Source organism: Collinsella sp. AM12-1 (assembly GCF_003472325.1).
Lineage (GTDB): Bacteria > Actinomycetota > Coriobacteriia > Coriobacteriales > Coriobacteriaceae > Collinsella.
The window spans coordinates 78,426-95,883 of record NZ_QRLS01000010.1 but is presented as its reverse complement, the minus strand read 5'-3'; the positions used below and the strand labels follow the sequence as shown (position 1 = coordinate 95,883).

General features: G+C 56.2%; 14 protein-coding genes. 5 read left to right on the top strand and 9 right to left on the bottom strand.

The annotated features are described in order from the left end of the window. Positions 1–775: 775 nt before the first annotated feature. The 3 genes from DW136_RS06530 to DW136_RS06520 all read left to right on the top strand — a co-directional run bounded on the left by DW136_RS06530 (position 776) and on the right by DW136_RS06520 (position 2,836). Complete coding sequence (locus DW136_RS06530; RefSeq protein WP_118289310.1) at positions 776–1,192, top strand: DUF4869 domain-containing protein; 417 nt, start codon at positions 776–778, stop codon at positions 1,190–1,192. A gap of 181 nt (positions 1,193–1,373) precedes the next feature. Continuing rightward, on the top strand, positions 1,374–1,655 hold the full coding sequence (locus tag DW136_RS09990) for a hypothetical protein (RefSeq protein ID WP_158571446.1): 282 nt from the start codon (positions 1,374–1,376) through the stop codon (positions 1,653–1,655). Positions 1,656–2,329: 674 nt separating this feature from the next. Then, positions 2,330–2,836, top strand: coding sequence for a hypothetical protein (locus DW136_RS06520; RefSeq protein WP_118289306.1), 507 nt, complete (start codon positions 2,330–2,332; stop codon positions 2,834–2,836). A gap of 106 nt (positions 2,837–2,942) precedes the next feature. Here the strand turns inward: DW136_RS06520 and DW136_RS06515 are convergent, their stop codons facing one another. The 7 genes from DW136_RS06515 to DW136_RS06485 form a co-directional block, all read right to left on the bottom strand. Further along, positions 2,943–3,353: a glycosyltransferase family 2 protein gene (locus DW136_RS06515; RefSeq protein ID WP_158571677.1), complete on the bottom strand. Its 411-nt coding sequence runs from the start codon at positions 3,351–3,353 to the stop codon at positions 2,943–2,945. Between the two features lie 196 nt (positions 3,354–3,549). Then, complete coding sequence (locus tag DW136_RS06510; protein ID WP_147351645.1) at positions 3,550–3,975, bottom strand: hypothetical protein; 426 nt, start codon at positions 3,973–3,975, stop codon at positions 3,550–3,552. Positions 3,976–4,203: 228 nt separating this feature from the next. After that, positions 4,204–6,690, bottom strand: a complete 2,487-nt coding sequence (locus DW136_RS06505; RefSeq protein WP_118289303.1) for a glycosyltransferase family 2 protein — start codon at positions 6,688–6,690, stop codon at positions 4,204–4,206. Then, complete coding sequence (locus DW136_RS06500; protein WP_118289302.1) at positions 6,691–7,758, bottom strand: glycosyltransferase family 2 protein; 1,068 nt, start codon at positions 7,756–7,758, stop codon at positions 6,691–6,693. A 12-nt stretch (positions 7,759–7,770) separates the two neighbouring features. Further along, positions 7,771–8,889 carry a glycosyltransferase gene (locus DW136_RS06495; RefSeq protein ID WP_158571445.1) on the bottom strand — a complete coding sequence of 373 codons (1,119 nt, stop codon included), beginning with the start codon at positions 8,887–8,889 and terminating at the stop codon, positions 7,771–7,773. A 74-nt stretch (positions 8,890–8,963) separates the two neighbouring features. Beyond that, on the bottom strand, positions 8,964–10,004 hold the full coding sequence (locus tag DW136_RS06490; protein WP_118289300.1) for a glycosyltransferase: 1,041 nt from the start codon (positions 10,002–10,004) through the stop codon (positions 8,964–8,966). 6 nt (positions 10,005–10,010) lie between these two features. Then, positions 10,011–11,114: a glycosyltransferase gene (locus tag DW136_RS06485; RefSeq protein ID WP_117716834.1), complete on the bottom strand. Its 1,104-nt coding sequence runs from the start codon at positions 11,112–11,114 to the stop codon at positions 10,011–10,013. 101 nt (positions 11,115–11,215) lie between these two features. On the opposite strand from DW136_RS06485, the gene DW136_RS06480 reads away from it, so the two are divergent. Continuing rightward, positions 11,216–12,346, top strand: a complete 1,131-nt coding sequence (locus DW136_RS06480) for an acyltransferase (protein ID WP_158571444.1) — start codon at positions 11,216–11,218, stop codon at positions 12,344–12,346. A 170-nt stretch (positions 12,347–12,516) separates the two neighbouring features. Further along, a complete protein-coding gene (locus DW136_RS06475) occupies positions 12,517–13,536 on the top strand; it encodes a glycosyltransferase (RefSeq protein ID WP_118289298.1) in 1,020 nt (339 codons plus the stop codon). Positions 13,537–13,560: 24 nt separating this feature from the next. Here the strand turns inward: DW136_RS06475 and DW136_RS06470 are convergent, their stop codons facing one another. Together DW136_RS06470 and DW136_RS06465 are read right to left on the bottom strand one after the other, a co-directional pair. After that, positions 13,561–15,357, bottom strand: a complete 1,797-nt coding sequence (locus tag DW136_RS06470) for an AAA family ATPase (protein ID WP_158571443.1) — start codon at positions 15,355–15,357, stop codon at positions 13,561–13,563. A gap of 202 nt (positions 15,358–15,559) precedes the next feature. After that, positions 15,560–17,341, bottom strand: a complete 1,782-nt coding sequence (locus DW136_RS06465) for a hypothetical protein (RefSeq protein WP_118289296.1) — start codon at positions 17,339–17,341, stop codon at positions 15,560–15,562. Between the last annotated feature and the right edge of the window lie 117 nt (positions 17,342–17,458).

Here is a 17,458-nt window from a genome sequence, read left to right as displayed (position 1 = left end):
TATGCGGTTGTCAATTTGCGAAAGAAATTATGCGTCACCTCGAATCGGGCTCTCCGCGCCAGCCGTATTTGAAGACCTACCCAGTAAAACGCATAGGCATATCACGGCAAGAAGCAGAATGTAACGACGACAGTGGTTTAACAAGACAACAGACATGACCGTTCCGATCCACACGGCAAGCTAATAAGTCGCATCGGAAAATGCCTGATAACAGCTCGTATCAGCGAATATAGTTCAAGTCCTACTTCAGACTCATGGCAGATTGAACGTCCATAGACCCAAGCAATTCGGCGTAAATCGTGTAAGCAGACAGCGCTCGGCAAACGGCACACGGCACACGGCACACGGTACACGGCACGCGGAAGAAGCATATAAGGGGTTTTCTGCTGGCTGTCAGCCGCGGTATCCTCACGGAAACCTAGTTGTCGCCGGAATTATAGTCCCCGGCGCGGACTCACCTTATCTCCCCGGTGCGGGCTCGATATCCTCTCGGACATCTAATCGTCTTGGACTTTTACCTGCCCAAGCACAGTACAGCTTTTACGTGCCGCCACACGGAGCATAGCTCGGGACTATTTTCTAAAACATAGACCTTCAAAGCAACTTAGACACAAGCACGGACAAGAATAATACAGGCATTGAATTCAGCCCTCACAATCAATCGCATTCGATACCGACCAACAACGCTCGTTTTGTGCGTGCGACACAATCGTCCTCACGAACACCACGCCAGCATCCCGAAGGGACCAACGTGTTAACAATTCACTATGGTGATATGGAAAACGTTATCTACAATACGTCGGTTTACTTCGATAACGTCTATTCGCCCCAGTGGTTTCAAGATGCCTTTGCGCAAAGGATCATCAAATCCATCGAAAAAGGTATTGTGGTTGGGCCATGCGCAATTGATACCAAGATGCTGAGCATCATCCCTCCTGAAAGGCTATCGGGAGGCACTAAAACCCTGCTGCTCATGTACTTTATGCCTCAGAACGTATACAACACCACAAACTGCAGCGATAATTGCGCTTACTGGATCATGAGAATCGCCGCACAGCAAGATCTGACAATCAACCTCTACCATCTGATGGACTTTAGAAACGGCAAGTTCACGGCAACCGTTGCAAACACGGGTGATGTCGTTCACACGATGTTCGACCTTGTCCCTATAGCCGCAAAATGCCTAAGGTAAAACTCCTGACACACCATTCGAAATCTAACAATTTAGATAACAGCTAATTACCGGGGGCCCTGCGGTCCCCAAATGCTATGCCCTTCCCAGCCAAACAGAGAATTTGCCCGAGCGCCCACCCGAATCTTTGTTTGGCGACAATCCTTCCATGTGGGCGTTCAGGCGGATGGGACAGATCCATATGGGAAGAGCGAACCCCTTCAGGGCGCTCGTGGCGGGCATCACCGCCGACGAGCTCCTGCTGCTCAGAGAAGCCGTCGACGAGAAGCGCTGCAGCGATGAGGTCGGCGCCGGCACGCTCGCCGAGGCCGCGCGGCCTATCGGCAGGACCCGAAGTGCCCGGGTTGCGGCGCCCGCAGCGCTTGGAGGGACGGCTCAGGAAGCTGCTGCCGAAGGGCCGGGAGCTCAGGTTCGACCGGCTCGCGCCGGCCGACCTCGCGCTCGCGATGTCGCACGTGGATAGGCGCGCGGGGGCCGTTCGGCTGAGCCTGGGAAGCGGAGTCGAGGGGCTGGCGAAGCATGGCCCCGGACCCGTCGAAACACACCCCCACCGTTCCTTCAACTGGGGAAACGACGGCCCGGGGCCGCCTCGCACGGTCCAGGGCCGTTCGGCTAGGTGCGGAAACACGCTATCCGTTCAAAGTGCTCGCTGGGGCTGAAAATCAACCTACAAAAACAAAGGCATTTGCGTATTCCGACCGAGAGAAAACGCGTCCACGTGTCATCTCTTAGTCCGCGTAGGCACTTTCCTGTAGGCTTTTCACTGTATGACGTTTATGAACGTTTCAGGCACCGCGTGGTCCCGCGCTTAGTCTTTCCCTCAAATAAGCGCTTCGAGTATAGCAAGAGATTTGCCAGCCTTCTTACATGCTACTGGCAACACAGCTGTAGCGGATGTGATTTGCCCCTGGTTAACACCCTATTTCAACTTGCAATAGATCATCCTGCCCCGAGATGTCTTGAGGCTGTTGACCATGCAGAGGGTTTCGAGGAAACCGTCAATATATGGAACATATTATTTGTTATCCGCTAATAGCCGCTAATAGCTGTACGAGATGCTATATGCGTCCATACCAAATGGTAGACAAGTATTCGTTATAATTAAATTAATAACTTTGGCAATTATAGGAGTTCATTATGCTGGAGTACATTGAAGATGCACGCAGAGCGCTAAATGCTAAAGCTTATTATTCAGCTCTATGTTTTTCTCTCACGCTGCCAGACGTCTGCGCTCAAGTCGAGTATCCAAACGAAAAAACAGTAGGAGATCGGTACAGCCGTTGGATCAACCAATTTGTTGACACTTCAGCTTTTATTCATGACCAAAGTATGCTAAACGGAAATGATTTCGGAAAGTTCATCTATAAAATACGTTGCTCAATTGTTCACAGCGGAAATTTGGATCTAAATTTGAAATCTGGGCACGAAGTCAACTTCCGGCTAATCAATTCAGACTTTGGAGACGGAAGGGCCTTAGCGATTAATATAGACGATGGCAATCCAATTATCGAATTACCCATTTGTGACCTAATCACTGAGCTACTTGATAGCGTTGAAGACTACTATTCCTCGCAAAATGATAAGACACAATTTGAAAAACACTTTGTTAACCTAATAGATCCATTGATTATTGTAAAAGACTAGCCCAAAGGGCTAACGACTCGTCACCGTTACAGGCTCGTTAGCCCCCCTATTTCTCAATGTCTTTCATATCAACAGACGGCCAACTCCCGAAGGACATTTCAGCAATCTAAAGCGCAAAGTACCCGCTTTCTGAGCTGAGGTTTGAGTTAAGCCATGGATCCTTGCCAACAAAGTACTCGGGCCAGCGTTGCATAAAGAGAGCCTGCTCGCACTTCCAGCGGCGCAGCTTTTCTTCGTTGGCCTCTTCCCTGCCGTACGAGTTGAACACGTAGTGGTACAGCTCGGCATACGGCGTAAAGATGGTGCGGTAGCCCGCCTTCCACACGCGCAGGCAAAAGTCTGTGTCCTTAAAACCGACGGCGAATTTCTCGTTATAGCCTCCGACTTGCTCAAATACGTCGCGTCGAACCATCTGACAGGCGCCCGTTACGACGCTAAAGTTGCCCGGGTGCACGGCGCGGGCAAGATAGCCCTCACTCTTTGTAAATGGTATCTTTGTTGCTGCGAATTTAAACACGCAATGCTATAGATAGACAAAATCTGATTAGCGGGCGACGATGAATGCCACATCTCTATTATCACGGGGATTGTCGCCCCAGAAAAACCCGATATGACAATCGACGCTGGCAGCAGTCTTAAAGATGGTGACGCCGCCCTCTCTCCGATTTAGAACCGTTCGAGAATCTTCTCGACATTCTCTCGCAGATAGATATCTAGGTCCGGCACGGCAAACTGCACGTAGCCTCTCTGTGACGCCTGAATAACCTCTCTTTGTGCAATTTTGCCCTAATGGAGCTGACCTCATTGGTCTTTTTACCCATGCGCTTAGCAATCTCGGCTGATTTAAACTGTTGATTATCCTCGCACATCGCCAAAAGGTATTTGATATCGTTATGCCCCAGTCCAGAAATCGCGGGCTCGTGAACAACATCGTGAAAACGAGCTTCTGCCAGCGCAATACCTTCGGCAACATCGCGCTCACTCACGATGGCACTTTTGGCACGATGCAAATTGGCGCGCTGCCAAATGGAATAACCGACCAGTTGTACCAGATAGGCATAGCCCTTAGTGGCCTTAGCGGCTCTCGACAGAAGATTGTCCTCTATGGTCAAACCAGTCGCGACAAAACTATCACCCATAGAGAGCGCTACCTCCACTTGTTTGCCTTTCTAGGAAATCGATTAACGGTCAATCATTGCTTAAATTTTTATCGTAGACCATATCGGATAATATCGAGTTATATAAACCTGTATAATCTTATCGCGGAAATATCGAGCTTTCGTAATTTGTCTTAGTAAATAGTCCAACATTGCTTTCTTCCAAGCTCATACCGAAAGAAAGTTTAGGACTTCCTAAAAACCATTGACTTAATACGAGAAATACTCGCTCTCAGCGGATAAGTTCGGCCCCAACCATGGATCGCCCGTCAAGAAAAACTCAGGCAAGCGCTGCATGAACAGCGCTTGCTCGCGCTTCCAGCGGCGCAGCTTTTCCTCGTTGGCCTCTTCCCTGCCGCGCGAGGTGAACTCGTAGTGGTACAGCTCGGCATAGGGTGTAAAGACGGTACGGTAGCCCGCCTCCCACACGCGCAGGCAAAAGTCTGCGTCGTTAAAGCCGACGGCGAATTCCTCGTTATAGCCTCCGACCTGCGCAAATACGTCGCGTCGCACCATCTGACAGGCGCCCGTTACGGCGCTAAAGTTGCCCGGGCGCACAGCGCGGGCAAGATAGCCCTCGCGCTTTGCCGAAAAGTCCTGGTTGGCATGGGCAAGTGCGCCACGCACGCCAACCAAAATGCCGGCATGCTGCACCAGATGATCGGCAAAGTAGAGTTTGGCGCCCACCACGCCCGCATCGGGACGCTGCAGATAGCCCATCATCTCTTCGATAAAATCGGGGCTTATGACCTCGGTATCGTTGTTGAGCAGCAGCAGGTAGTCGCCCTTGGCGTGCTCAACACCAAAGTTGATGATCTGGGAGTAATTGAACTCGCCCGGCCAGTACACAACGCGCGCGATGCCCTTGCCTTCAGATGCTGCAGCCACGCGTTCCGGCAGGGTTTCGTAATACGCAAACGTCTCCGGGGCTTCGCTGTTGTTCTCCACCAAGACAATCTCGTAATTGGCATACGTGACTCTCTGGGCGATCGACATTACACAGGCGTCGAGCGTCTCAATGTGATCCTTGGTGGGAATCACAATGCTCACCAGCGGCGCAGGCACTGGCAGCGCATAGCGCATGCGGTAGACAAAAGGCGTCTCGGTCTCCTCGACCGTTCCGCAAATGCCCTGCGCGTTAAAGTAGCGCTGGAGCGCAAGGCGCCCGGCTTCAATAGCATACGGCTTGCTATCGGCAGAGCCATCGGCGGTCGATCCCGGATGTACGCGCCAGTGATACAGCACGTGCGCAACATGCTCAAACCGCGCGCCCGCCGCAAGACAGCGAAGCGTAAGGTCGTAATCCTGGGCGCCCGCGACATCTTCAGGCGACATGCCAATACGATCGATGAGCGCCTTCTCCACCATCAAGAAATGCGTCACGCAGTTATGGCTATAGAGCAGGTCGACGTTGAGCTGCGTCTTAAAGACCGGCTGACCCCACTCCCCCGTTTTCTGGAACATGTCCTCGTCGCAGAACAGGACCTGGGGACGCTCGTCCTCGGCAGCCTTGTTCAGCGCGGCAACATAGCGGAATAACGCGTCCGGTTCCAGGATGTCATCGTGGTCCAAGAACGCGATGTAGTCGCCCGTCGCTTGCTCAATACCAGCGTTGGTGTTGACCACAATGCCGCCGTTGCCGGGAAGCTCGATGCGGCGAACGCGCTCGTCATTGGCGTCCGCCGCAAGGTCGGCCACCGCATCCCATTCGGGTGAGGCGTCCATCAGCAGCAATTCCCAGTTGCCATAGCTCTGGGCTAGCACCGAATCCAGCAGCTCGCGCAGGTAGACCCGATCAGTCTTGTAGCACGGCACCACAATGCTCACGAGCGGCCTATAGGCAAAGGCCGCCGAAGCGACACGCTGGCACGCCAAATCGCCCGGCTTTGCGCGATGCTGCTCAAACCAACGTCGATAAGCTGCGTCGTCTGCGCGCGCGTCCTTCATGCGGTTCCAGCTGTCGTCGACCATGTCGTTGTACAGGCGACCATCCATGGCGCAAAACCCGCTCTGGATCCGCTCTGTGGGATCGCTCACGATCGCGACAAAATCTCGTATATCCTGAGGCATCTCTACGCTCAGATACGTTTTATTGACGCGGCAACCGTTGCGCTGGGGAACATCGACCTGCGATTCAAACACATGCACGGTGACATCGATGGCATTCATATGCGTATCGAAGATCTGGAGCTCAGGTGCGCACTGGAGGTCTCCCGCCCAGGTAACCTCATAGCGCCACACCGCGCCGGCGTCGGCTGGCAAATAGCGAATGGCATCGATATCGTAGCGACCGCAACATTCGCCACGCTGCGCATCGCGGATAAGCGCACACAGCGCAGGCTTTGCTTTGTAGTTAATCTTGGATTCCAGCTTGGCCACGCGGCTATCGAGGCGAATGGAGCCCAACCTTTGGCCACCGGATGCAAAAACGACATCCATCGACGAGCCATCCAAAAACGGAAGCACCAAGACGGCGAGCTCGCGCTCGTAATCGGAAACGGAAGGGCAAAGTGCCAGTACACGGCCATGATCGACCGGGAACGCCAGCGACGGCACAGAAGAACCGCTCGTCGTCGCATGGGCAAACGCTTGAGAACCCTCCCGCTCAATAAGCGCGGCGACATCCTGACCGGCAAAACGAAGCAGCACAAACAGACGGCCCTGACTGCGGCAAAGTGCCAAACGCTTGATACTCATCTACACTTCTCGCTTTCCCAGGGCGTTCGCTGCCATGCGCTTGCAGGCACCCAGACGCCCAAACCTCAAGACGTCGTAATCGAACATGAGCTTTTTGCACTCACGGGCATTGGGGGCCTTGCTGGTAAGCGCCGCACGCACCATAGCGGCAACAGAAGGAGCGCATTGTGCGAGCGCAGCATCGCTACCCACGGCAGAACCGGCAAGCGCCGTGGCAACGGCGGCAAACACCTTGCCGCAGTCCAAACCCAGCAACCTGAGCGCATCGTACAGCACCAGATCGCACAGGAAATATGCAAGGTCATCGGCGTGCTGAGCATCGAGACCGTCGCGGCGCCAATCTGCCAGCACCGCGGAGTAAATCTTCACGTGCTCCAGCAGGCGCGTCTCGTCGTCATAGCGCATGGTGTCCATGAGCGAACCCTTGCGCGCCACGCGGTAGTCATACAGCTTGTTCGAGATAAGCGCGGTCTTGTACGAACGACCGTACACGGCAAAATCGAAGACCTGGTCCTCGCCATACTTGACGGTTTCATCGAACACGATCCCGTTGCCCAGCAAAAACTCACGCTTGCAGGCGGTGCGCCATGCAAAGGGGCGAGATGCTTCCTTAAACAGCAAGTCAGAGTTATAGCCTTCAAACGACACATCGCGTGGGCTCAGCACATAGTTAAGCCACGGATACCCCGCCTCCAGCGGATACGGATTCGCGCCAAAGGTCAAAACGTCGCAGTCCTCGCGCTCAAAGGCATCGACGATCACGCGGCATGCATCGGGCGTAAACCGGTCGTCGGAATCCAAAAACGCGACGATAGGCGCCGTGGACGCAGCGATGCCTGCATTACGCGCACTCGACAGGCCACCGTTCTTCTTATCGACCAGCGTAAAGCGCGCATCCTTTTCGCAATAAGCGGCCGCAATATCGCGCGAGCCATCCGGTGAGCCATCGTTGACCAGCACGCCTTCCCAATCGGGCATGTCCTGCGCAAGCAGGGAGTCCAGGCACCAAGCCAGGCACTCCTCCACGTTATAGATGGGAACGACAACGGAAATCTTGGGGGTAGCCATAGTCACTCGCTCCTACTGTGCGGCCGGAACGTCATCGGGGTGCGGATTATCGCCGTAGGTGCGCTGATACGTCAGCACGCGCCACACCAGCGGCAGGCCGCCGATCTTAAAGTAATGCTTAAACGTATTGATCTTGCCCGGCTTCTTAAAGCCAAAGCGCGAATCGATATAGGCGCGAGGCGACTTGACCATCAGGCGCAAGTCGGTCTCGCCACGCGGATCAAACAGCGACAGGTCAAAGCGACCGGCATCCCAATCGGCCTTGAGCTCGGACGAGGCTTTCTTCCAAAACTGCTCACGCAGCTCATCGACCAGACGCTCATCATTCCAACGGTACGTATCGACCTTCATGCGCATTAAAATGCCCTGAAGCTGAGCCTTGAGCTCGGGACGCTCGTCCAAAAAGCGCTGCATCTCGACATACTCGTCGCACACGCAAAACACCTTGTTGGGCGAATTAACGGAGCTCTTCTCGTTATCCTGGCGATAGCACAAAATGGGGTCCGCAATAAACGCGGCACGCTCGGCGCAAGCCCAAACCTTAAAGTTAAAGCCTGCGTCCTGATACGAGGCACCCGGCGTGGGAAGGAACCGAATCTGATTGTCGTTGAGGAACGCGCGCCGATAGATAGCCGACCAAATGGAAGGTTTGCGGTAGAAGATGCCCGGGCGATCGACGGGGCGATACGCGGCGCCCGTCATATGCTCGTCGATGATCCCAAACAGCTCACGGCGCTCGCTGGGCGTGGACCAATACAGGTAAAAGTCGCCCTTAACGACATCGGCATGCTCAGCATCGGCCTTGGCGACCAGCTTTTGGAGCGAATCCTCAAACATAAAGTCGTCGGACTCAAGGATGCCCACGTACTCGCCGCGCGCCGTCTCCAGGCCGCGGTTCATCGAGTCGCCGTAGCCGCTGTTGGCTTTGTCGATCATCTTTACACGGGGGTCGCGCTCCATGTACTCGCGGATGATATCCGGCGAGCTATCGGTGGAGCCGTCGTTGATGCAGATGATCTCGATGTCCTTGAGCGTCTGCGCCACGGCGGAATCGAGGCACTCGCGCAGGTAGCGCTCGACATTGCAGATGGGGACAAGCAGCGAAACTTTAGGGGTATCAGAGTTCTGCAAGAGAACCTCCTGTTGAATAGCGTGTAACAGGGTTATTTTAGCAGCCGAGCTGCGGCGGGCGGCAGCGCTTGGAATTAGAGAAAGCGCTCCAGACAGGCTTTGAGACCGCGAGTCGAAAGATAGAACAGCGTGGCGTCTGCCATCGAAACGCCCGAGGTCGTCGCGACGAGCTTGTGGGCAACACGGCGAACGGCGCCCTTAGCAGGCATATCCGCCCACTCCGTTCCCAAAAACGTCGTGAGGTCCACGTTGACGCGAGCCGCCACGCGATGGAAGTCATCGGCATCCAAGCGTGCCAGGTCGAACACAATGAGGTCCAAAAACCAAGTTATCAGCTCGCCGGGACACAGATCCAAAAGACCGTAGGCCGCCCAGTCCTCCAAGACCTCCTCGAGCATCCACATGTGGGCGTCAAGCTTTTTGGCGCGAGCCTCGGCACTGTTGAACTCGTGCGTCGCCGATTCGCTCTCCATCACGTAGTGGTAGAACTTGTCCGGCATGACGACGGTCCTGCGGGCAAGCGCATAAGCCGCAAATTGGAAGACGACGTCTTCGCCCAAAGCCAAACCGGGGGCGAAGCGAATGCCTTCGCGATTGAGCAGCTCGCGCGAAAAAGCCGCACGGCAGGCATAGGGCTGCGCATTCGAATGGAACAGCAGTTGAGGATCACGGGCACCGAAGGCACCAGCTTTGGGGCTCATGAGTTGCTGGACGCGTTTGGGGGCAGCATCGGCAGGTCCACAGACGCCGCCAAAGACGGCGACCTCGGCATCTGCAGACTCCATGGCATGCAGCACGCGCTCGACCGTCTGGACATCGATGTAATCGTCGGCGTCCACAAAAAAGACGGTCTCGCCCTCGGCGGCATCGATTCCGGCATTTCGAGCACACGAGACGCCCGCGTTTTCCTGGTCAATCACCAGCACGCGATCGTCGGCCTGTGCGATCTGGCGCAACACGTTCAACGAATCATCGGTCGAACCGTCGTTGACGCAGACAACCTGAATCGAGCGCTCGGACTGGGCCAACAGCGAATCGACGCATCGCTGAATGGAGCGCGCAGAGTTGTAAACGGGGACGACAATGGTAGCTTTAGGACACGAGGCCTCTCCCATGCCGACCTACCCCCTCAGCGATTCGATGAGGAAGGCGGCGACCACGCCTGGGCCTCCAACCGAGGCGTAATACTTAGCACGCCCCAAGGCACCATCCGTCGCAAAACTCGGATGCTCGTCAACCCAGCCCTCAGGATCTTTGAGGATGGCAGCGAGATTTGCGCGCTTCCACGGCTTGAGATCGTCAAGCGAAAACTCCCCCGCGTCCAAGGCCGCTTGGAACTCCTTGGCCATCTGAACCAGGAACTCCTTATAGAACTTAGGCGCTAGACGCACGTAGTTCCACATGTACGAATCGTACTTAATGAGCTGATTGAACTTGAGCATGCGCGCGACGTCATCACTTGCGTGGTCACGGGCATAATCCTCTCGAATCCAACGCTCAATCTCGGCATACTCGGTATTGACGCAAAAGACTTTAGCCGAAGAATTGACCGAGGAATTCTCGTTGTCCTGGCGATAAGACAACACGGCATCATGAAGGTAAACAGCCTTATCGGCGCACGCGATCACCTTAAAGGCGAATGACGTGTCCTGAAAGGATGCCCCCGGAGTCGGCAGGAACTTAATGCCGTTGCGCTCAAGAAAATCGCGACGGTACACGGCCGACCAAATCGACGGCTTTTGCTTAAAGAACTGCGTCGTATCGCTCGGGTGCACCGGCTTGCCACAGTCCTTGGCTTTAAACATCTCGTGCAGCGAACGGCGCTCCTCGGGCTTAGACCAGTAGAAATCAAAGTTCGCCTTCGCGAAGTCGGCATTATTGCTATCGGCGGCCGAGACAAGCTTTTCGAGTGCGTCGGACGCCATAAAGTCATCGGACTCCAAGATGCCCACGTACTTGCCGCGCGCCATCTCCAGACCGTGGTTCATCGAGTCGCCGTAGCCGCTGTTGGCCTTGTCGATCATCTTGACGCGCCTATCGTGCTCCATATACTCGCGAATAATCGCCGGCGAGTTGTCGGTCGACCCGTCGTTAATGCAGATGATCTCAATATCCTTGAGCGTCTGTGCCAGGGCGGAATCGAGACACTCGCGCAGGTAGCGCTGAACATTGTAAATGGGAATAAGCAGCGACAGAACAGGGCTGCCAGAGACGTTAGTAGACAAATGTGCTCCTTAGGAAATACCTGTCGTTTCATGGTATCAAAGGGTCAGCGCGCCAGCGGACGTTTATATAATCTATGGAGCTCAACCTACGAAAGGACGCCATGCAGCCCAAAGCCGCACGCAACATATCCATCGAAGCGCTGCGCTTGGTCGCGGTCGCCGGTATCGCGGTGTTCCATACCTTTCAGTGGACCTTCCAGGCAACCTGTTTCGGCACCGTGGAATATGCCCCACTTGCGATGTTCCCCTATTCCGGCGTGCTCGGTTTTATCAACTTGTTGGGCTGCTGGGCCAACGAGGTCTTCTTTATGATCTCGGGCTACTTCCTGATTGCCTCGGCGGCTCGCGCCTGGAGCGATGGGGCAACGTGGACATCGCAAATACAGCGGACGACGCAGCGCCTTGGCAAGGTCATTTTGCCCACTGCGTTTTATTGCCTCGTGGCACTCGCGTGGTCCACGGTCGTCTCCCCCATTCCCGATGTTACCCTCAACACGCACTACTGGTACACGCTGGGCCTTGAGTTTATCTGGGTCTATGCCGCCACGGTCTTCATGACGCCATGGTTTGGACTGGCTAAGAGTCGACTCTCCCAGAAAAGCTACACGACGACGGTCATCGCCGTTGGCATCCTCACATTTGTTGTTAACGGGTATTTAGCCGCCATGAGTGCGACAAGCGGCGGTGAGTTTTCTTGGCTCCAGAAACTCATGAGCGCCGTCACGTACGTTATCGCGTTTTTGATCGGCGGACTGCTCCGCGACGTTACCGATGTCATAGATTCGGACAGGGCGGGCGCCTTAGGCACGCGGTCGCTCTCAGCGGTTTTGGTGCTCGCCACCATCCTGGAAGGAGCACTCTCCTTCACCGGCAACCTCACGGCGATGGCAGCCCTCTCCTACAAATCAACCTCGTTGATCTCGTTTGCCCTCGCTGCCGCCTCTCTGCTCTTTGCGGCGACCCGGCGCAGTGTCTCAGGCAATCCACGGACCGCAGGTGTCATCGTCACCTTATCGACCGCCACGCTCGGTTTCTATGTGATGCAGTCGCTCACCAGTAGCTTGTGGCGTCCCGCCTTCAATACGTTGCTCGCAAACATACTGGTCAGCCAAAACAACTCGGCAGCTATATGTATCGTCACGGGTACCGTCATTAGCATCGTCTTTGCCCTGGCACTTCTCACCATCGACGCAGCTAGAAGCCTTATCGCTCGCAAGCCCAAGCGGCAATAGACACGCTGCCGTCAGACCCTAAAGCAGCTACACCCGTGGCAGGTTCCTGCGTTTTATTCAAAGCTTGCCGTCAAGGTGCGCCGAGCCTTTACAATAGGACAGTCCCAAGGACGTATTCGATAGCTTCCGCGCAGCGCTCGCGCGCCGCGCGTGAAAGGATATATTGCCCCATGCCTTCAACCCTTCCCGCCCCCATCGATAAGCTCGCCATCGTTGTCGTCACGTACAAGCGCCAGGAGCTCCTGGCCAACTTGTTCGACTCCATGACCGAGCTCACGGCAACGCCCTGGCGCATCGTGATTGTCGATAACGAGAATTCGCGCGAGACCGAGGCCATGTGCACCGCATTCAACGAGCGCCTGGCCAACCTGTGGGGCATCGACACCGACCAGCCCGACGCGCAGGTCGGCACCGACCGTGTCATCTACGCCCCGCAGCTCAAAAACGGCGGCGGTGCGGGCGGCTTCTCCGCCGGCACTAAATGCGCCTACGACCTGGGCGCTCAGTGGTTCTGGGTGATGGACGACGATGTGCTCGTCATCCCCGAAGGCATCGAGCGTCTTGCCAAGTGGACCGACCGCTACGATGTCATCCAGGGTTCGCGCCTGGACTTTGACGGCGGCGCCTTCTTTTGGCAGTACCAGCTCATCCTTTCGCTCGGCATCCCTAACCCCATCGCCAAGTGGGATCTGGGTCCCGAGGGCTACCGCGCCATGAACCAGCTGTGCTTTGAGGGCGGCATGTTCTCGCGACGCGTGGTCGACAAAATCGGCCTGCCCGACGCGCGCTTCTTTATCTACGGCGACGATGCCTGCTACGGCTACGTAGCCAGCCAGCACTTCCCCGCCGCCGTGGTCGCCGACGTGGTGCTCAAGCGCGCCCGCGCCGTCTCCAACTGGGATATCGCCGGCAAGCGCCAGCTCAACTCCACGAGCGACACCAACCGCTACTACATCATGCGCAACCGCGGTTATCTGGCCCGCTACATGCAGATCTATGGCGACTATCACCCCATGCTGTTCCGTCTGGGCAACGCCGCGACCTTCTGCAAGGAGTTCATTCGCCTGGCCGCCGTTGACAAGTGCTTTAAGACCGGTATTCCGGCGCTGCGCCGTGGCATGAAGGACGCCCGCAAGATCGTCAAGGATCCTAACTGGAAGCCCATGCCGCCTATGAAGAACACCGAGTAACGGAAGCCGGAAACACCTCGGCGCTTAAAGCCGCTGGCACACCGCCGTCACGCGCCGCCCATCAAAACCAAACCCCCAGCGCATGCGGCCCACGCCGGGGCGCGGCACACGGATTTCGTCGATGCCGTCGCGCTCTATGTCGAGCAGCGCCTGCGCGGCCAGCAATTCCAGGCCCAGCGCATCCACACCGGGGTCATACATCATGTTGATCGTTATCAGCGGACGTTCATCGAGCATACCGATCGTATCGGCTATGTCGAACACGGCGCCCGTAGGAAAAACCTGGATGTCCCAGCGATTCGCGCCACACTTTCGCCTCGAAGCAGGATTGGCATAGCCCGGCAATCCAAAGCAGAGTCCTTGCAAGAGTAGGTGATATGGCAGCGGTGTATCTAGGTCGGTCTCACCGATTCCCGCATCACCCAGGATGCGGCTTAGCGCCCGCCTCACCGCATCCTCATCCCCACGGCACAGCCCGTCGCGAAACGCATCGACGTCTCGAATGTCTTCGGCAGCGCACTCAAACCACTCAACAATCACTAGACGCAAGGCCTGTCGAAGCTCGTTATTGGGCAATCGCAAAGCACGGAGGCGATCGCCATACTCTGGCTCCTCAGTCATATCCGTCGTGAGAAAACCGGACAGATACAGCGCTGTCCACATGCCATCGTCAGGCGAGACATCTGGCTCTGCAGTGCCCAAACAAAGCGGGACCTCAGCGCACCCATGGGCCTCGAGCAAATCAAAGAAGACCGAAAGGCGGTCGAGATTCCACCCGGCAACTACCCTACTCAGGCAATCGGCATATCCATACAGATCGGCACGCACAGGCGCCGTGCAGCCTCGGTCCAGAAAACCGATCACACGCTCTGGACTCGAGCAATAGGCCCTGCCAAACCGATACCCCTCGAGCCATTCACGCGCATCATCAAGGTATTCCTCGCGCCCAGCATGATTCAACAGAGCCTGGACCTCGGCATCCGAAAAGCCGAACCAACGGTCACACCAGGTCGAAAGCGGCGTCGTCAGACAATACGAGCAGCCATGCAAAGAAAGCGCCACTTCAGCAGGACGGGGACACTCCCCCATCAGACACGTCAGCCGCAACGAATCGCCCGCAGTGGCAATGGCCTCGAAAAGCACGCGATCAAATAGATCCGCCGAATCGGCGCCGGAAGCGCCCCTCGCGCTCGCACGGCCCAACCACGCCGCGTCGTACCCATCAACGAGCAATACAACCTGCTCATCGCAGGCCATCTCCAGCAGCTCTATGAGCACACCGAGCACCGAGTCAACCTCGTCCGCGCTCGCCACGCCGCGCGCGACGCGTTCGATGTGACGCACCTTATCTCGAGCTAAATCCGGAGCCCCCAAGAGCGCCAACACGCGAGCGCACTCGCCCGAAAGGACATCGCGCACGACGCCGGCAACAGCGGGGCCACGCCTCGTAGCGCCAGAAAAGTCCAGCGATATCACCGGATAGCAAGCATACTCATCCCGATAACGCCCGCCGTCTGCATCCCAAATCTGAGCATCGGCAAACGAGCTCCGACCGGCGCGACCGACCGCAGGACGCTCCAGAAAAGCCCTGAGCATCGACAAGTTCATGCTCTTGCCAAAACCCTCGGGTCGACAGCACACCACAACGGACGCGTCGCAGTCCAACGCATCGGCAATAAACATGGTCTTGTCGACCAGCGTGCAGCAACCAAGAGCCTCCGCATAGTCGTGCATGCCAATGGGCAAAACTGCATCGTCGACACAGCCAATCAAACGCACGTCAAAGCCGGCAGCACAACCATTATTTGCCTGTTCAGACACCAAAACGTTCCCCCTAAATCGCAGCACGACGCCAATTGTAATGACCGCCTCGCGCGTACCGACGACGCCGCGCGAACATATCGGGCAACGGTAGCAACAAGAGGTATGAGGGGGCATAACTAATCGTTGCACAACAAAACGGGGCCCAATGTATTCGCACCGGACCCCGTCCCAACTCTTTAGTTATCTAGCAACCAAGAGGCTACTCCTCCGAGCCGTCCTCCCCAGAAGCTTTCTTCTGCTGATCGAGCTTATGCTTACCACTTACGATAGACGTAGCGCCCAGTGTGGCCAAGCTTGCACTGGCAAGGCTCGCCATAACGATAAGGTCGCCCGTCTTGGGCATGTTACCGCCAGATGACTTGGTCGTTGTAGTCGTCGTGGTTGTAGTGGTCACCGTCTTGGAGTCATTTTGCTCTTGGGCCTGGTTGTCAGCACCGCTCTTGTCGTCGTCTTCGGGCTGTTTCTTTTCGCCCTCGGTCTTGCTCTCGTCCTTCTTCTGTTCGGACTTGTCGCTCTTCTCCTCAGAGCTAGAACCCTTATCGGATTCGGTCTTCTCGGAAGCCTTGTCCTTGGAGTCGCCCTTTGCGGCTTCGATCTTTTCCGTGGAAACCTGATCAGAGTTGCCCTTGTTCTGGGTCGAGCCGTTATTGACGCCAGCCATCAGCGAAGAGCCCAACGTAGAACCAAGCTGCTCGGAGAAAGAAGGCTTCTTGTCCGGCGAAGCAACGGGAACGTCCGGCGCCTTATTCGAGTCATCCTTGGAAGCATCGGAACCAGGGGTTGCGTCAGAGCCGGAGCCGTTGTTAGAGCCGGTGCCAACGGACGAATCGCTCGAGCCGGTGGATGAGTTAGAGGTGCCAGCGCCGGTCGAACCAGAAGCGGCGCCATCCGTATTGCCGGCAGAGCTTGAAGACGAATCGCCCGCAGCAGAGCCGTTTGAATCGGAGCCGTTCGAGGTAGAGCCGTTGTTGGTAGTGCCACCAGCAGAGCAATCACCGTCAGCACCGGTCGAGGGCGCATCCATCCTGTCATCGTTGGCATCGTCGCTCGAGTCGTCATTCGAATCAGGCGTCGGCGAGGGCGCCGGCGTAGGTTCGGGCTGCACGGGCGTCGCAGCGGCAGCGGCCTCGTCCTCGGCGATATAAACCAAACAGTCCTTCAGCTCGTTGCGGTAGCGGTTCTTCCAGCCCTCATGATACTGGGGCTGGCTCGAATACTTGGTCGCCACGTTATTGACCACACTGTTGGAAAGCGCCGTCACAAACTCGCGATCAGTCATACTGTTAGAAAGGTTTGCCCAACGGAAGAAGTCCCTGCAACCACCGGTGCCGCACATGTTGGTGATGCTCCACACCATGCCCTTAACGCAATCGGCACGGCCCGAAATATCAATGCCCAGGCCGCTCTTGAGCCACGCCTCGGTCACCGCATAGTACGAGTTGTACGCATACGCATCCTGCAGAGCCGAGAACTCAACAGGGTCGGTGTTATAAGCACCTTGGAAAGCCTCCTGCGCAATACGGCCCAACTCGGTGAGCTGGCCGTTCTCGTACATGGCATTGCTCGTGTTGGAAATCTCGCTGCCGCGATCAATCGCATCCTTGAGCATGCTGTATTTTTCGGGGTTGTAGTTGTAGGCCTGCTTCATAAACGGAATGAGCGACCATCGACGGTCGAACTGGTAATAACCCAGCGCGTTATAGCCGTCGCCATACGAAAAGCCCTGGTTATAGTTGCCATGGCTCTCGTACTTGGTAAAGTACTTCATCTCGGGGGTCACGTTAACAAACGAAACGCCCTGGACCGACCTCAGCACGCCCGAGAAGGACTGCTGGGTATAGAGACCCTTATCGATATCGGTCGCATCCGAGGCAACGCCCGGTGTGGGCTCCTCGGCGGCAGCGGGTGCGGGTGCGGTAACGGCGCCAAACGAAAGCGCCAGCGTCAGGCCCGCGACAATAGCAGAATGCTTGGGCTGCATAAGATCCTCCCTGCATTGGTGTAGTTAAAGTGCAGTTTGCAAAGATAGAAATAAGTATTGCAGCTCGCCCGTTGTTGCACAACAACCCCTCGGTAAACGGCAACAACCCTCCGCGAA

Bases quoted from the DNA above. Each gene is read 5' to 3' on its own strand.
- DW136_RS06475 (WP_118289298.1), top strand. From the start codon at position 12,517: ATGCCTTCAACCCTTCCCGCCCCCATCGATAAGCTCGCCATCGTTGTC.
- DW136_RS06490 (WP_118289300.1), bottom strand. From the start codon at position 10,004: ATGGGAGAGGCCTCGTGTCCTAAAGCTACCATTGTCGTCCCCGTTTAC.
- DW136_RS06480 (WP_158571444.1), top strand. From the start codon at position 11,216: ATGCAGCCCAAAGCCGCACGCAACATATCCATCGAAGCGCTGCGCTTG.
- DW136_RS06500 (WP_118289302.1), bottom strand. From the start codon at position 7,758: ATGGCTACCCCCAAGATTTCCGTTGTCGTTCCCATCTATAACGTGGAG.
- DW136_RS09990 (WP_158571446.1), top strand. From the start codon at position 1,374: ATGGGAAGAGCGAACCCCTTCAGGGCGCTCGTGGCGGGCATCACCGCC.
- DW136_RS06520 (WP_118289306.1), top strand. From the start codon at position 2,330: ATGCTGGAGTACATTGAAGATGCACGCAGAGCGCTAAATGCTAAAGCT.
- DW136_RS06465 (WP_118289296.1), bottom strand. From the start codon at position 17,341: ATGCAGCCCAAGCATTCTGCTATTGTCGCGGGCCTGACGCTGGCGCTT.
- DW136_RS06505 (WP_118289303.1), bottom strand. From the start codon at position 6,690: ATGAGTATCAAGCGTTTGGCACTTTGCCGCAGTCAGGGCCGTCTGTTT.
- DW136_RS06510 (WP_147351645.1), bottom strand. From the start codon at position 3,975: ATGGGTGATAGTTTTGTCGCGACTGGTTTGACCATAGAGGACAATCTT.
- DW136_RS06530 (WP_118289310.1), top strand. From the start codon at position 776: ATGGAAAACGTTATCTACAATACGTCGGTTTACTTCGATAACGTCTAT.